We start from the raw sequence: 20,500 nt of genomic DNA on the forward strand, positions 1-20,500 counted from the left end.
GCTATAATAAAAGGAAAAATGAAAACAATCGCAGCGGCTTTCACGATCCTATTTATTCTTATTTCATGTTCCAGTACCGATAAGGTAGGCCATGGTGCGAGGTCTCTCTCTGTGCCGAGCCACGAAGCTTATCAACCTAAAGATAAGAAGAATCCTGCAAATACAGAAGCGGCGCCATCGCCAGTAGTTCCGGAGGTAAATAAAGAAGAGAAGATAGAAGCCGGGATTACCGATGACGACGATATCGTTTCCCTTCTCGAAAATGATGGTTTTAAGGATTTTGACTTGCCCATCGTGTTTAATGATGCAGTCAGGTATTATGTAGGCTATTTTACTACGGAAAAAAAGAAAGTTTTTGCGAACTGGCTTAGAAGATCGCGCCGTTATGTCCCGATGATTAAAATGATATTAAAAGAGCATGGGTTGCCGGAAGATCTAGTGTATCTTGCCATGATAGAAAGCGGTTTTAACCCTAAAGCGTATTCTTCCGCAAAGGCTTGTGGACCTTGGCAGTTCATATATGAGACTGGCGGGAGATATGGCCTCAAGGCGAACTTCTGGATAGATGAAAGAAGAGACCCAGAGAAATCGACCATCGCCGCCGCCAAATATTTGACGGACCTCTTTAATCAATTCGGCTGCTGGTATCTTGCCGCCGCAGGCTACAATGCAGGTGAAAAAAGAGTTGAGAGGGCCATAGAAAAACACAACACCAGCGATTTCTGGGAACTGGCAAAATATAACGCCCTCCCGAGAGAAACACGAGAGTACATCCCTAAACTGATAGCAGCTTCGATTATTGCTAAAGACCCTGAGCGATTCGGTTTTGGAGGAATTACTTACGAGGAACCCGTGAGATTCGTGGAGATAAAGGTCCCTAGGGCTACGCCTCTCAGTATGATTGCCAAGGCAAGCTCTATGGAACTGACGGAACTGAAATCGTTGAACCCCGAGATATTGAGAGGAATAACCCCTCCTTATACCGATGATTATACGATCAAACTGCGAGCGTCGGCAAATGTTGCCTTGGTTTCCAAAGCCGTTGAGGACAGATCAGACAGAGAGAGGAAGATAAGGGATGTAGTTGTATACAAAGTCAAGAAAAAAGATACCATTGCAAAGATAATGAAGAGATATGGTGTACAGGAAGATGAGATATGTATGGTCAATAACTGTGACGGCAAGCCAATGGTGAAAACAGGGATGGCCTTGAATATTCCGAAATTTTTGGACTCCGCGAGCACTCATAATGTTATGGTTGCATCTACAACGATAGCTAAGGAACGCTCCGAGACCGAGATGGTAAAGGTTTTGAAAGCAACCGTCCGACTCAAGAAAAACGCCAAGCCGGAAAAGACAAGGAATCGCGGCGAGCTGGTTCAGGCAAAAACAAAAATATATCACATCGTCAAGAAAGGGGAGACCCTCTCCGGGATCTCATCCAAATACGGGGTTGAGATGGCCAGCTTGAAATCGGTTAACAAGCTAAGAGACGAGACAGTCTATCCCAATATGAAGCTCATGCTTGCAGGCCACCAAAGTTATAAAAAAATCGAAGCGCCGAGGTCGGTAAGGGTTCATACCGTCAAGAAAGGAGAAACTCTTGCCCAAATCGCCAATAAGTATCGGGTTAGTGTGGCCACCCTTAGGTCCACGAATAACCTCAAGACCAGCAAAGTCCATCCGAAAATGCGCCTCAGGATCGTTGCCGAAGGGTAATCTCCCCTGCCTGTGTCCGATTTGTTTTTGGTTAGACACACTTTGTCATATTTCAACTGAAGTTCGGTCAGACCGCTACCCGCGGGTAACGGACAGTCGTAGTCTATCTGTCGCAAGGAATGCCACAACCATCCTCCCCGAACGGTATTGCTCGCCGTATAGAGAATGGGAAAGAATCTGAGGCATCGGCGTCATTCGGTCCTGTCCGGAATCAAGTATTTGCGAAATCTTACAAGAAATCGGGCTCGTGGTGTCCGGCTTGGAAAGAACATTTTTCTTGGATTCGCCGGGGTAGCGAAAAAGATCCAATTTATCCAAATACGAGAATGTCGGCGCAGACCAAGTATCGGTAGACTTACGAGTGTCTGTCTGGGAAAATAGAAAGAGGATGAGGGTGTATTAAACCTTCAGCACCAAGTTGATCATGTCGCCCCTGGAGAATCCCATGGCATGGAAAAATTGGAGCAGGTCCCAGTCGTTCCAGTTAACAAGTGTGTAAAGTGTATCCACACCGTAGCTCTTGATATTGGTTATCAGCAAGTTCGCAAGTACTTTTGCGATGCCTCTGTTCTGGTAGTCCGGGTCGATACCTATGGTATCAATCCATCCGATATTATTGGGGACTTTAAATTCCCAGCCGCTTACTTCCCCAAGTATGAAGCCGACTACTTTCCCGTCAATCTCAGAGACAAGAGATGCGTCGTAGGGTCTTGACTCTGCCTGTTGGATAATCTTCGTGATCCAGTAATCGCGACGAGTCTCCCCAAGGACTTTGGTATCTAACTCGACAATGGCGTCGAGGTCATCTTTTGTCATATAACGTACACTAAATTTTTCAGAAAAACTGCTCATATCCATCCCACCTCAATTGTTCTTTTTAACATACTATACGGCATGCAGCAAGTCAAAGCGTTGAAAGCTAAAGAAATTTTTCAATAACGCTCTGATTTTAAACGGAAACTATCCTCGATAAATCACGATAATTAACGAACTCGCGTCAAAAGACGACGCCCCCGGACTTACCTCGCCACGCTCATTGATGTGTGCTCCCCCACAGTCTATCTTCTAAACTCATTATCTTTGTACACAACTGCACCGTCCACGATAGTTAGGAGATTTTTCCCCTTCAGTTTCCAGCCGCCAAAGGGAGTATTCTTCCCTTTAGAAATAAAGCTGGCAGGGTCGACGGTCCATTCTTTGTCCGGGTCAAAGACAATCAGGTCCGCGTGCTTACCAGGGGAAATTTCGCCGTAGGGGAGGCGGAGCATCTTTGCAGGGTTTACCGTGAGCTTGCAGAGAAGCTCTTTCATTGAAAGGATACCCTCATGGACAAGCGACAGGGACAAAGAAAATGCGGTCTCCAGGCCAGATATACCCGAAGAGGCGAGATTATACTCCACATCCTTTGAGGTCAGCTCATGGGGTGCGTGGTCTGTAGCGATGATATCAATGCTTCCGTTTCTCAGCCCTTCTTTAATAGCTTCCATATCAGCACGGGACCTCAGAGGAGGATTAACTTTCGTGTTTGTGTCAAAAGTAAGAGTCGCCTCATCGGTGAGCGAAAAGTAATGAGGACAGGTATCACATGTGATCTTCCCGTACAACTTTTTGAAGTGGCTGATCGCCTTCACGCTCCCTGCAGTCGATATGTGGGTCAGGTGAATATGTGAACCGGTGTACGCACCTATGGCTATATCTCTCTGAACGATAATTTCTTCGGCGATTGACGGCACCGCATCAATTCCCGACAAAAGAGATGCGATTCCTTCGTGTACAAACCCTCTGGAGAGGTCTTCATCTTCACAGTGAGATATTACTGGTATGCCGAAGAGCTTTATATACTCCATTGCCTTCCTGAGTAATGCCGCATTCCTGACGGATCTGCCGTCATCCGATATGGCGACAATACCTGCGGCGTACATGTCTCCGATCTCGGAAAGCTCTTCCCCCTTGAGGTCTTTGGTAATAGACCCGCACGAGAAGACCCTGCAGACGCCCTCAGATTTTGCTTTTTCCACTATCGCTTCGGTAACGCTTCTGTTGTCGTTCACCGGGTTTGTATTTGCCATGCACACTATGGTGGTGTAGCCGCCCTTTATTGCCGCTGCAGTACCGGTTTTTATTGTCTCTTTGTACTCATAACCTGGTTCCCTAAGATGGGCATGGACATCAATAAGCCCAGGAGCAACAATGTAATTGCTTGCGTCTATGACCTGAATATCATCCTTGGCTGCGGAAATCTTGCGGTCGATCTTTTCGATTACATTTCCGTTAATGAAGACATCCATTACTGAATCCAGGTCCTGAGCCGGATCAATAACTCTGCCTTGCTTTAGGAGGATTTTCATGTTTCGCCTCCCGTAAGAAGATAGAGGATTGCCATCCTTACGGCTACGCCGTTCTCGACCTGCTCAAAGATCACAGAGTAAGGACCGTCGGCCACTTCATCGGTAATTTCCACTCCTCTATTCATGGGACCGGGGTGCATAATAATTACATCTTTTTTTGCCTTTTTGAGATAGGACTGCTTAAGACCGAAGAGGGTGGAATATTCCTTGATGGACGGAATATAAGAGATGCCGCCTCGTTCTTTTTGTATACGCAACATCATGATTACATCTGCATTCTTTACGGCTTTTTCCAAATCGTATTCAACGTTGACGCCCAAGGTCTCAATATGGGGCGGAATCATTGTGGGTGGACCCGAGCAGGTAATATTTGTGTCGAAATACTTTAAGGCAAATATGTTGGAGCGCGCCACCCTGCTGTGGGCTATGTCTCCGACAATTGTTACATTGAGCCCGTCCAGCCGACGTTTTTTCTCCCTAATAGTGAAAAGATCAAGGAGGGCCTGAGTGGGGTGTTCATGGGAGCCGTCGCCCCCATTTATCACCGAAGACTCGACTATTCTTGACAGCATATGAGGTGCGCCGGGCATATTGTGCCGGATAATGATCACATCCGGCTTCATGGACTCCAGATTTTTAGCCGTATCCTTAAGAGTCTCACCCTTGACGTAGCTGCTGGTGCTGGCCGTAATATTGATTGTATCCGCGCTGAGTCTCTTTGCTGCGATCTCAAAGGAAGTGCGGGTTCTCGTGCTTGCCTCATAGAAAAGTGTTATGACCGTCTTGCCGCGAAGGGTAGGCACTTTCTTTATCTCTCTTCTCGATACGTCCTTGAACGACTCGGCTGTGTCGAGAATAGCCATGATCTCATCTTTTGTGAGGCTATTAATTCCTAGGAGATCTTTTTTCCTCAAATTCACTACGACCTCACCAGCACTACTTCATCTTTGCTGTCCACCTCACGAAGCCTGACGAGGACCTCTTCGCCGGGGCCAACGGCGTAAAAGACCCCCACGTAATCAGGGTGAATGGGGAGCTCTCTTTGACCCCGGTCCACAAGAACAGCGAGATGGATCTTATTGGGTCTCCCAAGGTCCATAATGGCGTCTATGGCCGCTCTTATAGTTCGCCCGGTATGAATAACGTCGTCCACCAAGACGAGTGTCATGTCGTTCACGTTGAAAGGTATCTCGGTCTTCTTCAGGATTGGCGTCTTAAGCTTGAAGATGTCGTCCCTGTACATGGTTATATCAAGCACACCGACTGGAAGGGATGTCTTTTCCACTTCAAGCACTTTATCTCTGATCCTGCTCGCCAGATGAACCCCCCTTGTCCGTATTCCTATAAGGCTCAGCGATCCGCATCCCTGGTTCTTTTCAATTATTTCATGAGTAATCCTGTTGATGGTTCTTTCAAGAGCTTTCTTGTCAAGCAGGGCTTTGGTCTTCATCAGTCATCCATCCTGATTGCATTATCAGGACACATATCCACACATGACGCACACTCTATACAGTCCTCGGAGTTTGCCGCCACGACATCTTCATCCTGGAAAACAAATACTTCGTAAGGACAAATTTCAACACATTCCAGACATTTTTTACATAACTCTTGGGAAATGTAGGGTCTCATTTACCTTGTTACTATAATAATGGGTACAAGAAAAAAAATCAATCAAGAAAAATGGAAGAGCCATGCTGTATCACGATTTACACGAGGTTCTTTGTAGTTTACAAGGAGCGGCTATTCCTGATATGATGATGAATAAAATTCGGGCAAGATAGTGAGCGAAACAAACAAACCGAATATGATTTATGGACCGTTGCCATGGTGATACTTGGCATTGATCCTGGGCTAGCCAGTACGGGTTTTGGCGCGATTGCCTGCAATGGTCCGGAACCGCGTCTTTTGAGGTGTGGCTACATAAAGACATCAACCGCGGATGCCATGTCGCAGAGGCTGTTCAGTATCTATTCCGATCTCAATCACTTGGTGAAAGCGGTGCGGCCTGATCTTGTAGCGGTTGAAAATGTATTCTCCTTGGTGAAGTATCCGAGGGCGGGCATTGTGCTGGGTGGTGTTGTTGGTATCATATATCTTTGCGTGGTTCAGAACAACCTGACAATGAAAGAGATAACGCCGAAAGAGATAAAAAATGCCCTCGTAGGATGCGGCAGTGCCGATAAAAGCCAGGTAAAAAGGACGGTCCAAGCTGCGCTTAAAGTGGATGGCATCAAGTCCTTTCATGCTGCGGATGCCTTGGCTGTGGCTCTTACCGCGTTGTACAGGACTTCTCCAGAGCGTGTCGGATGATAGCGTATCTCGAAGGAAAACTTAAAAATATTTACGAAGACAGGCTCATACTGCTCGTGAACGGGATAGGTTACGATGTGCTGGTTCCGGCTTATGTCATGCTTGAGGTGAGGAGGACCGCTAAACTTGACAGTCCCATTAGCCTTCATATTTCGTTCAATCAAACGGAGCGTCAACCAAAACCTGTTCTTGTTGGCTTCAAGAACGAGTTAGACAAGGAGTTCTTTGAGCTGTTTATTTCGGTGGAGGACATAGGGCCTTCCGCCGCTATAAGAGCTCTCGCGAGGTCGGTTAGGGAAATAGCGCACTGGATAGAAGAGAAGGATATAAAAGCCCTGAGGCAGCTGAAAGGTATAGGCGAAAGGAAAGCCGAGAAAATTGTAGCGACTTTACGTGGGAAAGTTGCAAAATATGCAATGATACCAGAGGTCGAGATTCCTCCGGGAGAGACGGAGGATTTCAGAAAGGAAGTGGAATACGTATTAATCACTCAGTTGGGCCACAAAGTACTGGAAGCAAGAAAGATGATCGACGAGGCAATGAAAAGGAGTCCAGATATTTCATCTTCAGAAGGATTGTTTGAAGAGGTTTATCGGGGTCAGAGAAAATGATAAACGAAGAGACCGACGTTAATGCCTTGTTAAAGCAGACAGAGGAGAGCCGCACATTAGATGATGAGAACAGCGTTTCTTTGAGGCCATCCATACTCTCCGAATATGTAGGACAGGACAAGGTAGTCGAGACCCTCAAGATAGCAGTCGAGGCGGCGAAACAACGAAAAGAGCCGTTGGAACACATTCTTTTTAACGGGCCGCCTGGATTAGGAAAGACCACGCTTGCTCACATCATCGCCAATGAGATGGGTACGAGGATCATAATGTCTTCCGGGCCTGCGCTTGAGAAGGGCGGCGATCTGATGGGGTTGCTCACTCATATGGAGAGAGGCGATGTGTTCTTTATTGATGAGATTCACAGGATGCCGAAGGTAGTGGAAGAATTCCTATATCCTGCCATGGAAGACTTTGCGGTCGATTTTATCTTCGATAAGGGTGTTCACGCGAGGACTCACAGGTACAGACTCGAACATTTTACTCTCATCGGCGCGACAACAAGATCTGGGCTTCTCTCATCTCCCCTCAGAGAGCGGTTCGGCATTACAAGAGACCTTGATTTTTATACCGAAGCCGATCTTATAAAGATTATAAAGCGATCTGCCGTGATACTTAATGTGCCTATAAATGAGGATGGGGCTTATGAAACGGCGAGAAGGGCGAGGGGTACTCCGCGGGTGGCCAACAAGCTGCTCAAGCGGGTACGTGATTACGCTCAGGTAAGGGCGGACGGGAAGATCACGGGAAAGATCGCAGTGGAAGCGCTGTTCCTTGAAGGGATTGATGGATATGGCCTCGGAGAAATCGACCGAAGACTGCTTACTACCATCATAGTCAATTACAATGGAGGGCCTGTGGGTATTGAGGCGCTGGCGGCTACACTGCAGCTTGAGTCAGACGTGCTTCTTGAGGTGGTGGAGCCCTATTTGCTAAAAACAGGCTTTGTTATCAGAACGTCCCAAGGGAGAAGGGCTTCTCCAATGGCTTTCTCTCATCTTGGAATCCCTTATAAGAGCTCCCATGTTTCGTCAGGACTGTTCGATAAATAAGCCCGCCTGAAGTCGATAGCGAGGGTGATTTTAAGCCGTCAATCGAAAAACTGGCCGGTGGGCTATCTTAATCGGCCTTTCCCATTTAACCTGACGCCCTCTTTATTTGTTATGTCGTCTTCTAGTATCAAATTATATTCCCTTTTTGAATCTCTACGGGTCTAATTCCCCGCCTCTTGGGACGCTGCCTAATAGTCTATTGTAAACCTCGGGATACCCCGCCTTGCGGCGGGGAAGTTCATTTCCTGATCATCGTTTCTGCGTGGCATTTATTGATTCCCTCTCTGTAATATTTTGTATATTATGGGGAATATCAGATCATGATCAGGTTTGGAGCAGGGCGAATAAGGATTGCGAGAGAAAAGAAAGGAGAGGGATAGCCCGATTCCTTTCTTTTATTCCGACTTCACCACATTTGCGGCCTGTGGGCCTTTCGGACCTTTGACTACTTCAAAGTCAACGCGTTCCCCGGTTTTTAACGTCTTAAATCCATCCTGTTTAATTGCAGAAAAATGCACAAAGACGTCCTCTCCGTTGTCTTGTTCAATAAAGCCATACCCCTTCGAATCGTTGAACCATTTAACTTTACCTACTGGCATACCACGAACCCCTTTCATTGTGTAATATTAAAACAGTTATACTTTGATTTAATATTTATTCTCATTGAAAAAGATGTGTCAAGTGAAATCTTGAGAAATAAAAAATTATTTCAAACATTTTCTGAACACGCCAAAGAGGCGTATATCAACAGTTTTTCGGCTTAGAAATGTATACATGATCGGAGAATCAGCGTCTATTCGACTTTGCTGAATATTGTTCTGGTTCAATTATTATTTGAGTGAAAGATCTTTTCCACGTATAATGTGGAGGATGCTGACTATCCTTAAGTTAAAGGCATAACAGAAACAGGCGATTATGGGAAAAATATTTTTAGTTGGGGCCGGCCCTGGTGATCCGAAACTTATTACCGTCAAAGGAATGGAACTGATACGTCGTGCTGATTCCATCATATATGACTACTTGGCGAATGATAGCCTCCTTGGGTTTGCAGGAAAGGGCGTGGAGCTTATCTATGTGGGGAAGCAGGCTTCCAGGCACGCGATGTCACAAGGTGAGATTAATGATTTGCTTGCGAGGAAAGCTCGCGAAAAAGAGATTGTAGTGCGGCTTAAGGGGGGGGACCCCTATGTGTTCGGCAGGGGAGGAGAAGAAGCAGTTTATTTAGCCGACCTGGGAATTGAATTTGAAATTGTCCCTGGTGTTACGTCAGCGATATCCGTACCTTCCTATGCTGGTGTACCTTTGACTCACAGAGAATATGCCTCCACGGTTGCCTTCGTGACAGGGCATGAGGACGAAACAAAGGCAGGCTCAACTATCAAATGGCATGAGCTTGCGCTCGGGGTTGATACTATCGTATTCCTCATGGGAATAAAGCATCTGAAAGAGATAAAAGAGAGGTTGATTGAAGAAGGCAGGGCTGCCGATACCCCCGCCTGCGTCATACAGTGGGGCACCATGCCACAGCAACGGGTAGTGACGGGGCCATTGAAAGACATTGATGCGCTGGCGAGCAAGGCCAACATTAAACCCCCGGGCATCATCGTGGTGGGAGATGTGGTGACTCTCAGGGAAAAACTTAAATGGTTCGAGAAAAAACCTCTTTTTGGAAAGAAGATCGCCGTTACCCGGGCGCCTCATCAGTCGATGAAGCTCGGCGAATTACTTACTGAAAGGGGAGCTGAAGCACTTTATATTGCCACCATAAACATAGTTCCTATCAAACCTAACGACCGGCTCAGGGAGGCGATAGACAGGATCAGTAAATACTTTTGTATAATCTTTACGAGTGTGAACGGCGCATCCATATTTTTTGACGCACTATTCGCTCAAGGGATGGACGCTAGGTCTTTGGCTGGAGTAAAAGTGCTGCCAATAGGGACGGCTACAGCTGAATTTTTAGAATCAAAGGGATTAATGCCGGATTTTATCCCGAAAAAGTTTACTTCAGAAGGGATTATCGAAGTATTAGAAGGAAAAGTAAAAGGGCGACGATTCTTGTTGCCGAGGGCGGAACAGGCCCGCAACGTGATAGCAAAATTTATAAGTGATCATGGCGGTCTATGCGATGTAATCCCCGTTTACAGGACGACACTTCCGGACAACACCGAGTTGCCTGCCGAGAAGCCTGACATTGTGACGTTTACAAGCGCCTCAACGGTGGAAAATTTTATCACCCTCTTCGGTAAGGAGATGTTTGAAACGACATCCGTTGCCTCCATAGGGCCCATCACTACGGAAACACTGACGAAGCATCAGGTGAGGGTGGATATTGAGGCTTCCCGATATGATATCAAGGGTCTTGTCGACGCTATTGTAGAAACAGTGAGCCGACAAATGGCCGAAAAAAGCACATAAGACAACCTTAAAGATCGTTTAGGTGTGTTCCCGTCACAAAGCAACGGTCTGGACCTTGCGGTCATCAGAGCACCTAAGCGACATCATTCTCGACACCTGCAGTCCCAAGAGGAAATTGGTTGCTGGAAAATTTTACGCCTTTACGTCCTTTATTTTTCTCTTGATTGTCTTCTCTTTGTCGTTAGGGAAGTCTGCCTTGATATAGACAGTTTTTGAAAATACGCTCTGAACGGTCCCTTCCATTTCTTTTTTTGCAAAAGAGAATTTTACTTTGTCTCCTGACTTCATTTAATTAACCCCCAGCCTGACCGGCACTTTTAGTCTCGGTTGTTGCCTCTGACTTCGTCTCTGTTTTTGTCTCAACTGGCGCCTCTGACTTCGTCTCTGTTTTTGTCTCAGAGGTCACATCTTCCTTTGTTTCCTTGTATTTTGCGCCCCCCACCGTGTCTATCGGCTTCTTGTAATCTGTTACGTACCATCCGGTACCCTTTAAATGAAACGAACATTGGGAAACTAATTTGTTGAGCACCGCCCCGCACTCTCGGCACTCTGTCAAAGGATCGTCTCCTATTTTCTGGAATATTTCAAAGGTCTTACCACAACCAGTGCATTCATATTCGTAAATTGGCATACTACTACCTCCAAGAAATCGCTTCGCTAATAGTATAGCCCTATCAAATGGGTTTCGTCAAGTTTAGCTTGTAGGGATTTTGGTTTTGGCAGCGAAGCATGCTTCCAGGCCAAGAAATGACCGGCATTTCTTTGAATGGATTTTGCGATATGGGAGCGATAAGCTTCATAAACATGAAGTGAACCGCAATCCATCAACTAGCAAATCCCTCCACCGTTTGCTCCTCTGATAGAGATGAGGGGTTCTGCCTTGCCAAGATAAGTCTGTCGCTATGGCGAGAGATAGACACTGAAGAGAGGAAGATCACCCTCTAGTTTCCACGTCATATGTGCCTCTTGAGATAGAAACGGCAAAGAGTCGCACCCTTCACAGAGGCGTATGACACACGCCGTAATAGACGAAACGAGAGAGGTTCTCCCTGATCTCTGATCTGATAAGGGATCAGGGAGGATATTGGGATAGATGGCCAAAAAAAGGGGGTGATGACGAAAGACTTGACAAGCATCAAGATTCATGATTTTTATGAGGAGTTTAGGTGAATACCGTGGTGAATATTCTTCAGATAGATGTGGAAGACTGGTATTGCGATCTTGATCCTGTGGAATGGAGAAAACATGAGCCTAGGGTCGAAACTGCGACGAAAAAAGTATTGTCCATTCTCAGAGAGACAGAGAACCAGGCCACTTTTTTTGTGCTCGGACATGTGGCGGAGAAGTTTCCTGGCCTTATCGCAAAGATAGACAGCGAAGGGCACGAAGTCGCATCTCACGGATACAGTCACCGGAGAGTCTCTGACCAGACCCCGGGGGAATTCGAAGAAGATGTGAAAAAATCGATTGCGATTCTTGAAGGAATCACGGGGAAAAAGGTAAAAGGTTATCGGGCGCCGCAATTCACCGTCATGAAGGAGACGCTGTGGGCTTTGGATATCCTCAAGAAGCAAAAGATGGAATATGATTCCAGTATTTTTCCAGTGAAAACACCCCTTTACGGCATCCCGGACGCCCCGTTATTTCCGTACGTGATCAATTCCCAGGAAAATGGCTATGGCCATGGGCTTACAGAAGTCCCCTTATCTGTTTATAAATTACCGATATTAGGGAAAAATATCCCTGTTGCCGGCGGTTTTTATTTTCGGTTTTTCCCATATTTTTTCCTATCCTATGCGTTAAGGAAGCTTAACAGGAAAGGGAATATAGCTGTCTGTTATATGCATCCATGGGAATTGGACCCCGGGAAACCCAGAGTTGAGGGCCTGAAGTGGTATCACTACTACAGGTTGTCGGCGATGGAAGAAAAGTTCCGTAAACTGACCAGGGATTTCAGATTTATATCAACACGGGAATGGATAAAAAATGAACGAGGATAAGAAAGTAAAAGACTATTTTACCAGGGCTGCAAAAGATTTCGACGACATATATGACAATAAGGGAGGGCTCATTACGAGGATCGCAAATGTGGTCTTCAGGAGAGGTATGCGAGAGCGTTTTGACCTTGCATTGGATCTTTGCGGTACGGGCGACCGAACCGTTTTTGACATAGGGTGCGGAGCAGGGAGGTTTACCATCCCCCTTGCGGAACGGGGGATGAAGGTTACCGGGATTGACTATTCTCCGGAAATGATCCGCATGGCTAATAACTATGTAAAAATGAAGAAGCAAGACGGGAAGCTTCTTCGGATCATCCATATCTGTGGCGATTTTATGAGCGGGTTCAATAAAAAGGAGAAGTTTGACGTAACCCTTGCCATGGGTGTTGTCGATTATATCAGGGACCCTGTCCCGTTCCTCAAGAAGATGAAAAATATCACCGCCGGCAGGATGATTGTTTCTTTCCCCTCAAAGTTTACCCCCCAAATGCCGATCAGAAGAATATGGCTTACGACAAAAGATTGTCCGGTCTTCTTCTATACCCGGTCACGAATCGTCGAGTTGTGCGCTGTCGCCAGGATCAATGAGTATGAAATAATTCCCATCAAGGCAGGTTATCTTGTCAAAGCGGAAGTATAGTCACATTTTTAGGCACGGACTTTACCAATGAATATATATATCGTATCCTCTCCGGGAGGGCATCTAAATGAAACCTTGAGCATGATAGAGGCTTTTAAGGACTGTGACGTCTATCTTATTACGCTCGGTTTTCCTAACATGAAGGGCTTTTCCTTAGATTGCGTGAAAAAGATATGCCGACTCAAGCTTTTCTTTGACTATTCCGTCAAATTCGGATTACCCATTACGCTCCTTGTTGGTATGTTCTCCATGCTTCGTATGTATATCGCCCATCGGCCCCACATGATTTTTTCCGCAGGTTCCGAGATAGCCCTTCCCGCATTTGTACTCGGGAAATATCTTTTCGGGGCGAAAGTAGTCTATTTAGAAAGTTTTACGAGAATCAAGACGCTCTCCCTTACGGCGAAAATCGTCTACCATTTCGCGGACCTTTTCCTTGTACAGTGGGAGGAACTTGCCGCTATGCATGAGAAAGCTCAGTATCAAGGCAGAATTATATGATATTCGTAACCGTGGGTAATTCGATTAAAGGAGTTGAATTTCGCCGCCTCATCCAGAAGATAGATGAGATCGCAGAGGAACTGGACGAAGAAGTAGTGGCCCAGATTGGCTTGATTGAGGATGAGCCCAAGCACATGAAATGGTTCCAGCATCTTAATTTCATCGATATCCTCAAGTATTTCAAGGAAGCGTCCATGATCATAGGGCATGGCGGAGTGGGCACCATCATCAATGCTATTCAGTATAAGAAACCGCTGGTCCTCGTTCCTCGGTCAAGCGCCGAGGGAGAGCACCATGATGATCACCAGATGGAACTTGCCCGGCAGTTGAAGGGCGCGGAGGGTATTTTCGTTGTGGATAACATTGAAAATCTGAAGCCCACCATCATGAAGGTGAAAGACCTCTTAAATAAAATGATCATAGAGTCCCGTTTTCCCCCGGAAAGAGACCGCCTTCTATCCTTTATCAGAGATTACGTGGATAAAAACAGAAAGAGTTAGACTGTTATTGGCCACGGATTGATGCAAATGACCGTAATGACCCTTCCGTGAAACAGGATATTATCAGCGTCGTGGCAGATGCGGAGTATATAGGGATTGCATGACTGCAACCTCAATTTTTTTTCCTCAAAGAAGACTTTCTCCGAAGTGACTTCTTGTCTCTATTTGAGCCAGTATGCGGCGATATCAATTTTTTGTATTCCGTCTGCCCCATGACGCTTATGCCTCGGTCCGTGATATAGCATTCGCCATTGAGTTGCTTCATACAGATGTTATTATCACAACAACAAATTTTTCATATATCCAAGGAAATCATCATATTGATCTGTAGCAAGCGAGGGTAATTCACGTTCTTCAAGGGAGAGTTGCTTTAATACATGGCGGCGAATGTTTACACTGTTGCGTTGTAACTCTCTTGGTGAAATAATCACTCCAGCACGAAGTTTTTCCGATAAAATTGAACTTGCTATAACCATTATAGTATCATCGTGAATCACACGGAATTGTTCTGCAACATCGGCAAATGCTTTTTGCCGCTCAGGTTTGCCTATTTTATCAAACAAACCGCCCATCTCTTTACACTCCATTCTAAAACTTTGACTCACGGCATCGGTAATAGTAAGTTTTGATAAATCGCCGGACTGAATTTGCTTTGAGAATACGTTTCTAGAAATATCGAAAGAAGGATTGGTTCCCAACCCGTCTGCCGCTATGGTAAAGCAAATCAATGAGCTGTCTTTGTATTCACCGTTTCGACTGATTCTCCCCCCGAGTTGTAAATAACTTGCAAGAGAACGCATTTCACAAAACCCATAGTGAAAAGAAAAATCCATCCCACATTCGACGCAGCTTGTGGCAACAAGCGTCCAATCCGAAGGATAGTTTGTTTTTTGATCCAAGCGACGCTTAACTTTATTGATGACAATTTCCCGATCGTTTGGAGTCAGCGCGGTTGACAAGTGCAGTACATCATGCCCAATCTTCTTGAGAGTCTTTGCCAAACAAGCTGCGGATCGAACGGTATTCAAAACCACAAGCCGTGAACCAATGTGTTGGTTTATAAAGTCGATAAATGAGCGTAGATCCTTGAAATGAGGTACATTTTGTTCGTGAATATTTAGATTAATCCTGTTCCTTTCAAAGCATTCCATGCCCTGAGACAGTTGTTCTGTCACCAAAGGGGATACATGCACGTTTTTGAAAGCTGGGTTCTCCCAAAGTTTAAAAGATGTTCCCGAGCAAAGGCAAAAACGGCATCCCCATTGGCTGCTCAATTCCGTAATCCATCTCCAAGCCGCAGGCATTAGACCTATTGGTAACGCGGCATGACTTTCGTCGATAATGACACCACTGCCGGATAATTGATGAAGTTTTCGCAGTTTTGAGGGGAGATTGCTTGCAATGGTTTCGAAAAACTGCACTGCTGTTGTCACGATGATTGGAGCAGTCCAGGTAGACGCTAAATGACGCAACTCAATACTTTCAAAGTCCGCTTGATGGTGGTGTTCTGCAACGATTTCTGCTCGATGTTCTCCGTCAAGAACCAATGCATCACGAAGAACATCTACAGTCTGTGTGATGATATTTGTATACGGTATCACGACAAAAATATGACGCAAGGTATGTTCAGCAGCCAATTTTAGCATATGAGCCATGACTGCTGTTGTCTTGCCGGTGCCAACAGGGCTGTTGCAATACTCCAATGCTTGTTCGGTGGATGCATTTTTGCAACAAGCATAAAATTCACTGCGAAGTCGATTCCGTTCAGACTGAGAATCATCCGCTTTTCTTTGCAAACAGCGGACGTAAACGTCTAGTTTTTTCAGACGTTCTGTCCAGCGCGTATGGGGTTGTAACAATTTTTCTCCAGCTGTGTCCGAATAGTCTGCGTCTACAAGGCAGCTCGTAAGTATGCGGTATTCTAAGGAAGACAGCTTTGGCAGCATCTCTGACAGATGCTGATTACCCATATCCAAAGAGTTGATTTCTCCTTTGTGTAAATTAAGATATCCACAAATATGCATGTCACTGTCAGCCGCTGCTGATGCAAAACGGAATGGAGCAACCTCAACCATTTTCTCTTTAATATTAGGAAGCCCTGGGCGATGATGCGCATAAACAAGCGTTGCGGATGGAGATTCAAAAGCAGATCCAAGCAAATATTTGACGCCTGCGTCTCGATGTTCTATGGGAAGGCGCTTGGCCTTAACTTTTTCTAATAAGACTTCCTGATTCTGAGCGGCCAATTTTCCTAGATCGTGATAGATCGCCGCCTCTGTCACAATATTGAGATAACTTTTCGCTTTTTCTTCATCAATATAGGGAAAGATTTCGCTCACATTTGTGCGGGTACGCTCAACCACTCCGGTCACATGCTCACCATATAACTGAGATGGTCTACCATTTCTTGCGCTATGAGCCAGAGGCTTCATAGTGTATCCATCAGATTAGCGACAGGAGAAGTTTTTCCCTTGAGCACCTTATTGAGTTCTGCAAAGCTCTCTAGCAGCGCGTTCTCGTCGTAATCCCTCCATGAAACAGCTTGGCCGGTGCCGTTTCCGGTTCTCACAGGAGTCAATGCCTCAATAATTTTGAAATCGCTAAATGTGCCGCGGGCGCGATTGTGCTCGACATAAAATGCATATCGAATGTCAACCTGAGAACGGATATAAGAAGCAGTTTCCTTATAGGCATACGGAATCAAACGAAGAAGCAGATCAATATCTTTTTTGGTACAACGCGTTTTTTGCGCGGCAGTTGCATTGATAAAAAATGGCATTGTATACAACCCATAAGAAATAATTCGGTAGGACAGTGGAGCCATGCCTTTGCTTTTATCATCTTCTACAGGCAATACTTTGGTTGTGGTCATACGTTCAATTTTAACTGGATCAAGAGAAACCCCCAACCCGAATTGAACTACCCCTGAGGAAATAAATGAGCCTTTATCGCCCGACGCTTCTTCTAAAAATGTTGTTCCGAAAACACGAACATCCCAGTATTTTCCCAGCAACTCCTCTGAGGTTAACTCTTTGACATCATTGCGCTTTGTGTCTTTGCTCTCCAAAATATCAAAGCCGGTTTCCGTCAATCCCAGTTCGCATGAAAGCTCTTGCCAAACGGGGGAATCTTTTGCGCTGACCAAGTCGCGCAATTTGCGTTTGAAAGAAACAGGTGAGATTTCGCCGCGTCCGTCTTGTCTGGTACGAGGGTCACTTTCCCTGTCAGGATCACCGTTGGGATTAGAATCTTTTACATCAATTAGAAGTAAACCCGTTCCTCTTTTGATAAAATCACTCATTGGCCATAACCTCCTTGTCGTCTTTTTTATTATATGGTATCGACTGGTATTGACGCGAGATATCCCAGCAGAACTTGCGCCTGTTCGGTTGCATTGAATTGCTCAGGCAAATCGCAAGCCGCTATTTTTGTGCTCACTTCGCCATACCGTGAGAGAATCCATTTTGCAAGTCCCACTCCCTCGCCGGATGTATTGGCCCATGCCAGGTATATTTTCATGCGGTCGCGCAGGCGATTGAGTCCTTCAACCGGATTCTCTGATGCGATTACCAACATCTCATTTCCCATCAACTGGGCTGGAAGGGGCTTGTTTTTGTCCCCCCCATTTCTAACGTGAATACAGTACTCTTTGTGCAACATATCTGCAAGCTGCATAAATTGCCCTACATTGAACGGCGCTTCTAGCATATACTTCTCCTTTCTGACGTAAAGACGCCAAAGCAAAATTGAAATTAATGAAACGGTTAACGCAGCATCTTTCGCACGAGTTTTCTCATTTGATGAAAGCGCATATTCCAGAATTAACTTGTTGCCTACATCTCCAAGCATTTGAGCCGTTTTCTCAACTACCTTTCGCATGACATCGGCCAAAAAATCTTCATCATGTAAAGCGTATTGTTTCGATGGCATATAAAGTCGATAAATATCACTTAGTGATATAATGCTTTGTTGCATTGATTTTGACTGGCCAGAACGAGTATAATTTATTTTCAGCAGCTTGCAAATGTCGTTAGGTCCAGGACATAGCGGCTTATATATCAAGATATTTTTCTTGTCCCGCACACGAATCTCTATATTTGGATGATTTTTCGCAGCCGCTGACCACAAACCCAGGTTATTCCGAAATTGTTCGGAGGTGAATGTGTTTTCGTAAACTACTTGCTTGCGGCCTGGATCAAGGGTTTCCAAAATAACCAGATTGATTTTGCTTAATGGATTTTTGCTGATAACAGCTTCTATATTATCATCTAAAACTTGGTGGCACAAAGCGTCAAAAATGGATTCGCTTTCCTCTTGTTTTTCCTCATCTGATTCGTAATCACTCAATATCTGTGCTAAACATGCGTTGTTTTGCGGATCATCCGCCAAATAGGCAAGCAGTAGATTGGATTTATCACGGTTGCTGTCGCTCATTTTTTTCCATGATTTGTTTTCCCGCGATCCATCGGTCAGAAAAGTAATTGCGTTATGAATCGCCATAACATCGTTTTTCCCGGCCTTATAGGCCTCTACACCACTCAATTTGTAGCGCGTCAAACAAGGTATAGCCGAGTTTTTGGAATACAGATATGTAAGTCCCAATAGTGGAATGTTCGGATTGGGATACTTTTTTCCTGCAGCAGCGTCTATCTCACCTGAGAGTGGAGACACAACTTTATCTACTAAAGGAGCACCTCCAACAACTACGCTATCCAACAAATCTATTAGCGCTTGTCGAGTCGCCGATGAGCCCACTACGTTGTTGAAACAATCGGTTTCATATACATCGTAATATGTCATGCATTTTGCTTCATACTTTCTGGTTTTTTTATTCAGAGCTCCGACCAACATTTTTTTGAAAAAGTCAGCTTCTTCTGAACTGATGGATAATTTGAGCTTTTCCAGAAGGAAATCCACAAGTTTTTTATTAAAGCCAGCACGCCCTGCCTCTTTGGGAAAGACGGACAGTAATTGTCTTAACGCTAGTAATTCCTGATTCTCGGAATTCCCCACATCAGCAAGTTCATTCAACGACCAGTCAGAAATTTTGATATACGAACGTTCTGGGCTTATAGCGTTAAAATCCAATGCTTGTAGATGGTCTATTTTTTCTGATAGTTTAAGTTTGCTCCAATCCGCATTCTCGATTTTCTCGCTTTCAGTCCTTGCGAGTATTGGCTTCTGGACACGGATCGCTGGGAAATTGTTGTGATTTCCCTTGCCGTGCTTCCACAATGCGGAAGTATCCTTCTTTTGGAGAAGTCTGACTCCCCGTGGCGTCCCTTCTTTATCTAGTTCAATTAAGAGGCAGTCAGTTTTGCCCACAGAGTTTACATTTGGATTTGTCGTAGATTGCAGCAATCCATAATGCCGAAGCGCCACGCTAAGTTCAAACAATTCGTTCAGCATAATGCATCACCCCCTCTTCAATTTTTATATTCTGCTCAAATAATGGTGCAATTTTTCCGTTTGTCGGGCGAGTATACATTACGCTAAGCATAGACGGGATTATAATATTGATCGATTCGTCCGCCAATGTGGTTTCACGAGACAAACCAAAATAAGTGGGTACAAATTCTTTCCATCCCAAAAAAGGGGTTGTATGGAATTGACCAACAGCAAGACGGCGCATAAATACCTCCTGCAATTGGTGTTGTGGGTTTTTTCCACTGAGCGGTGGAGAATACGCCAAAACTACCCCATGCACCTTATAACAAACATTTTCGAGTACAGTTGCGAATAATTGAAAGTTAGACGTTCCGCTTTTTCGCATAGGCCCTTTGTAGTTCGTTGAATACTTATGAAAAACAATTGGTGAGCAAATCTCCACGCGCTGAGGCTGGAAGTATACAGTCTTTGAGAAAGCCACGCATTCGAAAATACTTTTTAAGGCTGATTGAGTGGGTGCCGGATAAGACACTGGAGACGATCCGGTATCAGGTCTTGTAAACATTGCTGCCGGGCCTGCTATTTCAAACGTAACGGGATAACTTTTTTCAATCATAGTAACGAACGCCTCCTGCTATGTAAGTTCGGAAAAATTTTTCTCTTTATCTATCTGCCCGTATTTAAAGTATCTCACCTCTTCAAAGCCCATCGGCTGCTCTTGCGCGATATACTGCCTTCCTACTCTGTGGTGCGGAATAACAGCCTTCGAATTGTATCCTTACTAACGCCAAGATGGTCAGCTATCTCCCCAAGGCTTGCTCATTTTCCAAAGCACCTCCATAATGCGAATCTTATAACCCTAAAGTATATTACTAATAACATGGATTACAATCGAATTGATGTGAATTGATATGATTATTTATATCGTCTCGCTTTTGCTTGTGTTGCTCCTTGTTTTTCGCATCTTGTCCCGTTCCAACCAAGCAACAAATTCTTCAAATAGAAGCTCTACAGAC

At 45.1% G+C, this 20,500-nt stretch carries 21 protein-coding genes; 9 read left to right on the forward strand and 12 right to left on the reverse strand.

Annotated elements, in window-relative coordinates; genetic code table 11:
• Positions 1–18: 18 nt before the first annotated feature.
• Positions 19–1,719: a LysM peptidoglycan-binding domain-containing protein gene (locus tag LBQ00_05075; protein MDR2018229.1), complete on the forward strand. Its 1,701-nt coding sequence runs from the start codon at positions 19–21 to the stop codon at positions 1,717–1,719.
• Positions 1,720–2,118: 399 nt separating this feature from the next.
• Here LBQ00_05075 and LBQ00_05080 read toward each other — a convergent pair whose 3' ends face one another.
• The 5 genes from LBQ00_05080 to LBQ00_05100 all read right to left on the reverse strand — a co-directional run bounded on the left by LBQ00_05080 (position 2,119) and on the right by LBQ00_05100 (position 5,696).
• On the reverse strand, positions 2,119–2,571 hold the full coding sequence (locus LBQ00_05080) for a GNAT family N-acetyltransferase (protein ID MDR2018230.1): 453 nt from the start codon (positions 2,569–2,571) through the stop codon (positions 2,119–2,121).
• A 206-nt stretch (positions 2,572–2,777) separates the two neighbouring features.
• Positions 2,778–4,067: a dihydroorotase gene (locus LBQ00_05085; protein MDR2018231.1), complete on the reverse strand. Its 1,290-nt coding sequence runs from the start codon at positions 4,065–4,067 to the stop codon at positions 2,778–2,780.
• Positions 4,064–4,987 (reverse strand): aspartate carbamoyltransferase catalytic subunit, encoded by a 924-nt coding sequence (locus LBQ00_05090; protein ID MDR2018232.1) that lies wholly within the window; start codon positions 4,985–4,987, stop codon positions 4,064–4,066. Before LBQ00_05090 ends, LBQ00_05085 begins: the two co-directional genes overlap by 4 nt.
• Entirely contained in the window at positions 4,987–5,517 is a 531-nt protein-coding gene (gene pyrR / locus LBQ00_05095) for a bifunctional pyr operon transcriptional regulator/uracil phosphoribosyltransferase PyrR (GenBank protein MDR2018233.1), read from the reverse strand. Before pyrR ends, LBQ00_05090 begins: the two co-directional genes overlap by 1 nt.
• The gene (locus LBQ00_05100; GenBank protein MDR2018234.1) at positions 5,517–5,696 is read right to left on the reverse strand and encodes a 4Fe-4S binding protein; all 180 of its coding nucleotides are present in this window, start codon (positions 5,694–5,696) and stop codon (positions 5,517–5,519) included. The genes pyrR and LBQ00_05100 overlap by 1 nt, the downstream gene beginning before the upstream one ends.
• A 195-nt stretch (positions 5,697–5,891) precedes the next feature.
• Here LBQ00_05100 and LBQ00_05105 point away from each other — a divergent pair, with 195 nt between their 5' ends.
• Genes LBQ00_05105 through ruvB form a run of 3 tightly spaced genes read left to right on the forward strand, consistent with a single transcriptional unit; the run spans position 5,892 to position 8,037 of the window.
• Positions 5,892–6,377, forward strand: a complete 486-nt coding sequence (locus tag LBQ00_05105) for a crossover junction endodeoxyribonuclease RuvC (protein MDR2018235.1) — start codon at positions 5,892–5,894, stop codon at positions 6,375–6,377.
• Positions 6,374–6,988: a hypothetical protein gene (locus tag LBQ00_05110; GenBank protein MDR2018236.1), complete on the forward strand. Its 615-nt coding sequence runs from the start codon at positions 6,374–6,376 to the stop codon at positions 6,986–6,988. The genes LBQ00_05105 and LBQ00_05110 overlap by 4 nt, the downstream gene beginning before the upstream one ends.
• Positions 6,985–8,037, forward strand: coding sequence for a Holliday junction branch migration DNA helicase RuvB (ruvB, locus tag LBQ00_05115; GenBank protein MDR2018237.1), 1,053 nt, complete (start codon positions 6,985–6,987; stop codon positions 8,035–8,037). The genes LBQ00_05110 and ruvB overlap by 4 nt, the downstream gene beginning before the upstream one ends.
• 395 nt (positions 8,038–8,432) lie before the next feature.
• Here the strand turns inward: ruvB and LBQ00_05120 are convergent, their stop codons facing one another.
• Positions 8,433–8,636 carry a cold-shock protein gene (locus tag LBQ00_05120; GenBank protein MDR2018238.1) on the reverse strand — a complete coding sequence of 68 codons (204 nt, stop codon included), beginning with the start codon at positions 8,634–8,636 and terminating at the stop codon, positions 8,433–8,435.
• Positions 8,637–8,952: 316 nt separating this feature from the next.
• Here LBQ00_05120 and cobA point away from each other — a divergent pair, with 316 nt between their 5' ends.
• Entirely contained in the window at positions 8,953–10,455 is a 1,503-nt protein-coding gene (gene cobA / locus LBQ00_05125; GenBank protein MDR2018239.1) for a uroporphyrinogen-III C-methyltransferase, read from the forward strand.
• Between the two features lie 132 nt (positions 10,456–10,587).
• Here cobA and LBQ00_05130 read toward each other — a convergent pair whose 3' ends face one another.
• Both LBQ00_05130 and LBQ00_05135 read right to left on the reverse strand, forming a co-directional pair.
• Positions 10,588–10,743 (reverse strand): hypothetical protein, encoded by a 156-nt coding sequence (locus LBQ00_05130; GenBank protein MDR2018240.1) that lies wholly within the window; start codon positions 10,741–10,743, stop codon positions 10,588–10,590.
• Between the two features lie 4 nt (positions 10,744–10,747).
• Positions 10,748–11,086 (reverse strand): zinc ribbon domain-containing protein, encoded by a 339-nt coding sequence (locus tag LBQ00_05135; protein ID MDR2018241.1) that lies wholly within the window; start codon positions 11,084–11,086, stop codon positions 10,748–10,750.
• A 535-nt stretch (positions 11,087–11,621) separates the two neighbouring features.
• Between LBQ00_05135 and LBQ00_05140 the strand changes: the two genes are divergently transcribed.
• Genes LBQ00_05140 through LBQ00_05155 form a run of 4 tightly spaced genes read left to right on the forward strand, consistent with a single transcriptional unit; the run spans position 11,622 to position 14,096 of the window.
• Positions 11,622–12,455: a DUF3473 domain-containing protein gene (locus tag LBQ00_05140; GenBank protein MDR2018242.1), complete on the forward strand. Its 834-nt coding sequence runs from the start codon at positions 11,622–11,624 to the stop codon at positions 12,453–12,455.
• Positions 12,442–13,095, forward strand: coding sequence for a class I SAM-dependent methyltransferase (locus LBQ00_05145; protein MDR2018243.1), 654 nt, complete (start codon positions 12,442–12,444; stop codon positions 13,093–13,095). The genes LBQ00_05140 and LBQ00_05145 overlap by 14 nt, the downstream gene beginning before the upstream one ends.
• A 27-nt stretch (positions 13,096–13,122) precedes the next feature.
• Complete coding sequence (locus LBQ00_05150; GenBank protein MDR2018244.1) at positions 13,123–13,596, forward strand: hypothetical protein; 474 nt, start codon at positions 13,123–13,125, stop codon at positions 13,594–13,596.
• Positions 13,593–14,096, forward strand: a complete 504-nt coding sequence (locus LBQ00_05155) for a hypothetical protein (protein ID MDR2018245.1) — start codon at positions 13,593–13,595, stop codon at positions 14,094–14,096. Before LBQ00_05150 ends, LBQ00_05155 begins: the two co-directional genes overlap by 4 nt.
• 278 nt (positions 14,097–14,374) lie before the next feature.
• On the opposite strand, the gene LBQ00_05160 is transcribed toward LBQ00_05155, so the two are convergent.
• The 4 genes from LBQ00_05160 to cas5 are packed head-to-tail and all read right to left on the reverse strand — an operon-like array spanning position 14,375 to position 20,100.
• Complete coding sequence (locus LBQ00_05160; protein MDR2018246.1) at positions 14,375–16,528, reverse strand: DEAD/DEAH box helicase; 2,154 nt, start codon at positions 16,526–16,528, stop codon at positions 14,375–14,377.
• Positions 16,525–17,397, reverse strand: coding sequence for a type I CRISPR-associated protein Cas7 (locus LBQ00_05165; protein ID MDR2018247.1), 873 nt, complete (start codon positions 17,395–17,397; stop codon positions 16,525–16,527). Before LBQ00_05165 ends, LBQ00_05160 begins: the two co-directional genes overlap by 4 nt.
• 29 nt (positions 17,398–17,426) lie before the next feature.
• Positions 17,427–19,505: a hypothetical protein gene (locus tag LBQ00_05170; protein ID MDR2018248.1), complete on the reverse strand. Its 2,079-nt coding sequence runs from the start codon at positions 19,503–19,505 to the stop codon at positions 17,427–17,429.
• Entirely contained in the window at positions 19,486–20,100 is a 615-nt protein-coding gene (gene cas5, locus LBQ00_05175; protein MDR2018249.1) for a CRISPR-associated protein Cas5, read from the reverse strand. The genes LBQ00_05170 and cas5 overlap by 20 nt, the downstream gene beginning before the upstream one ends.
• Positions 20,101–20,500 lie beyond the last annotated feature (400 nt).

It is taken from the genome of Syntrophobacterales bacterium, assembly GCA_031274925.1.
Taxonomy (GTDB): Bacteria; Desulfobacterota; Syntrophorhabdia; order Syntrophorhabdales; family Syntrophorhabdaceae; genus PNOM01.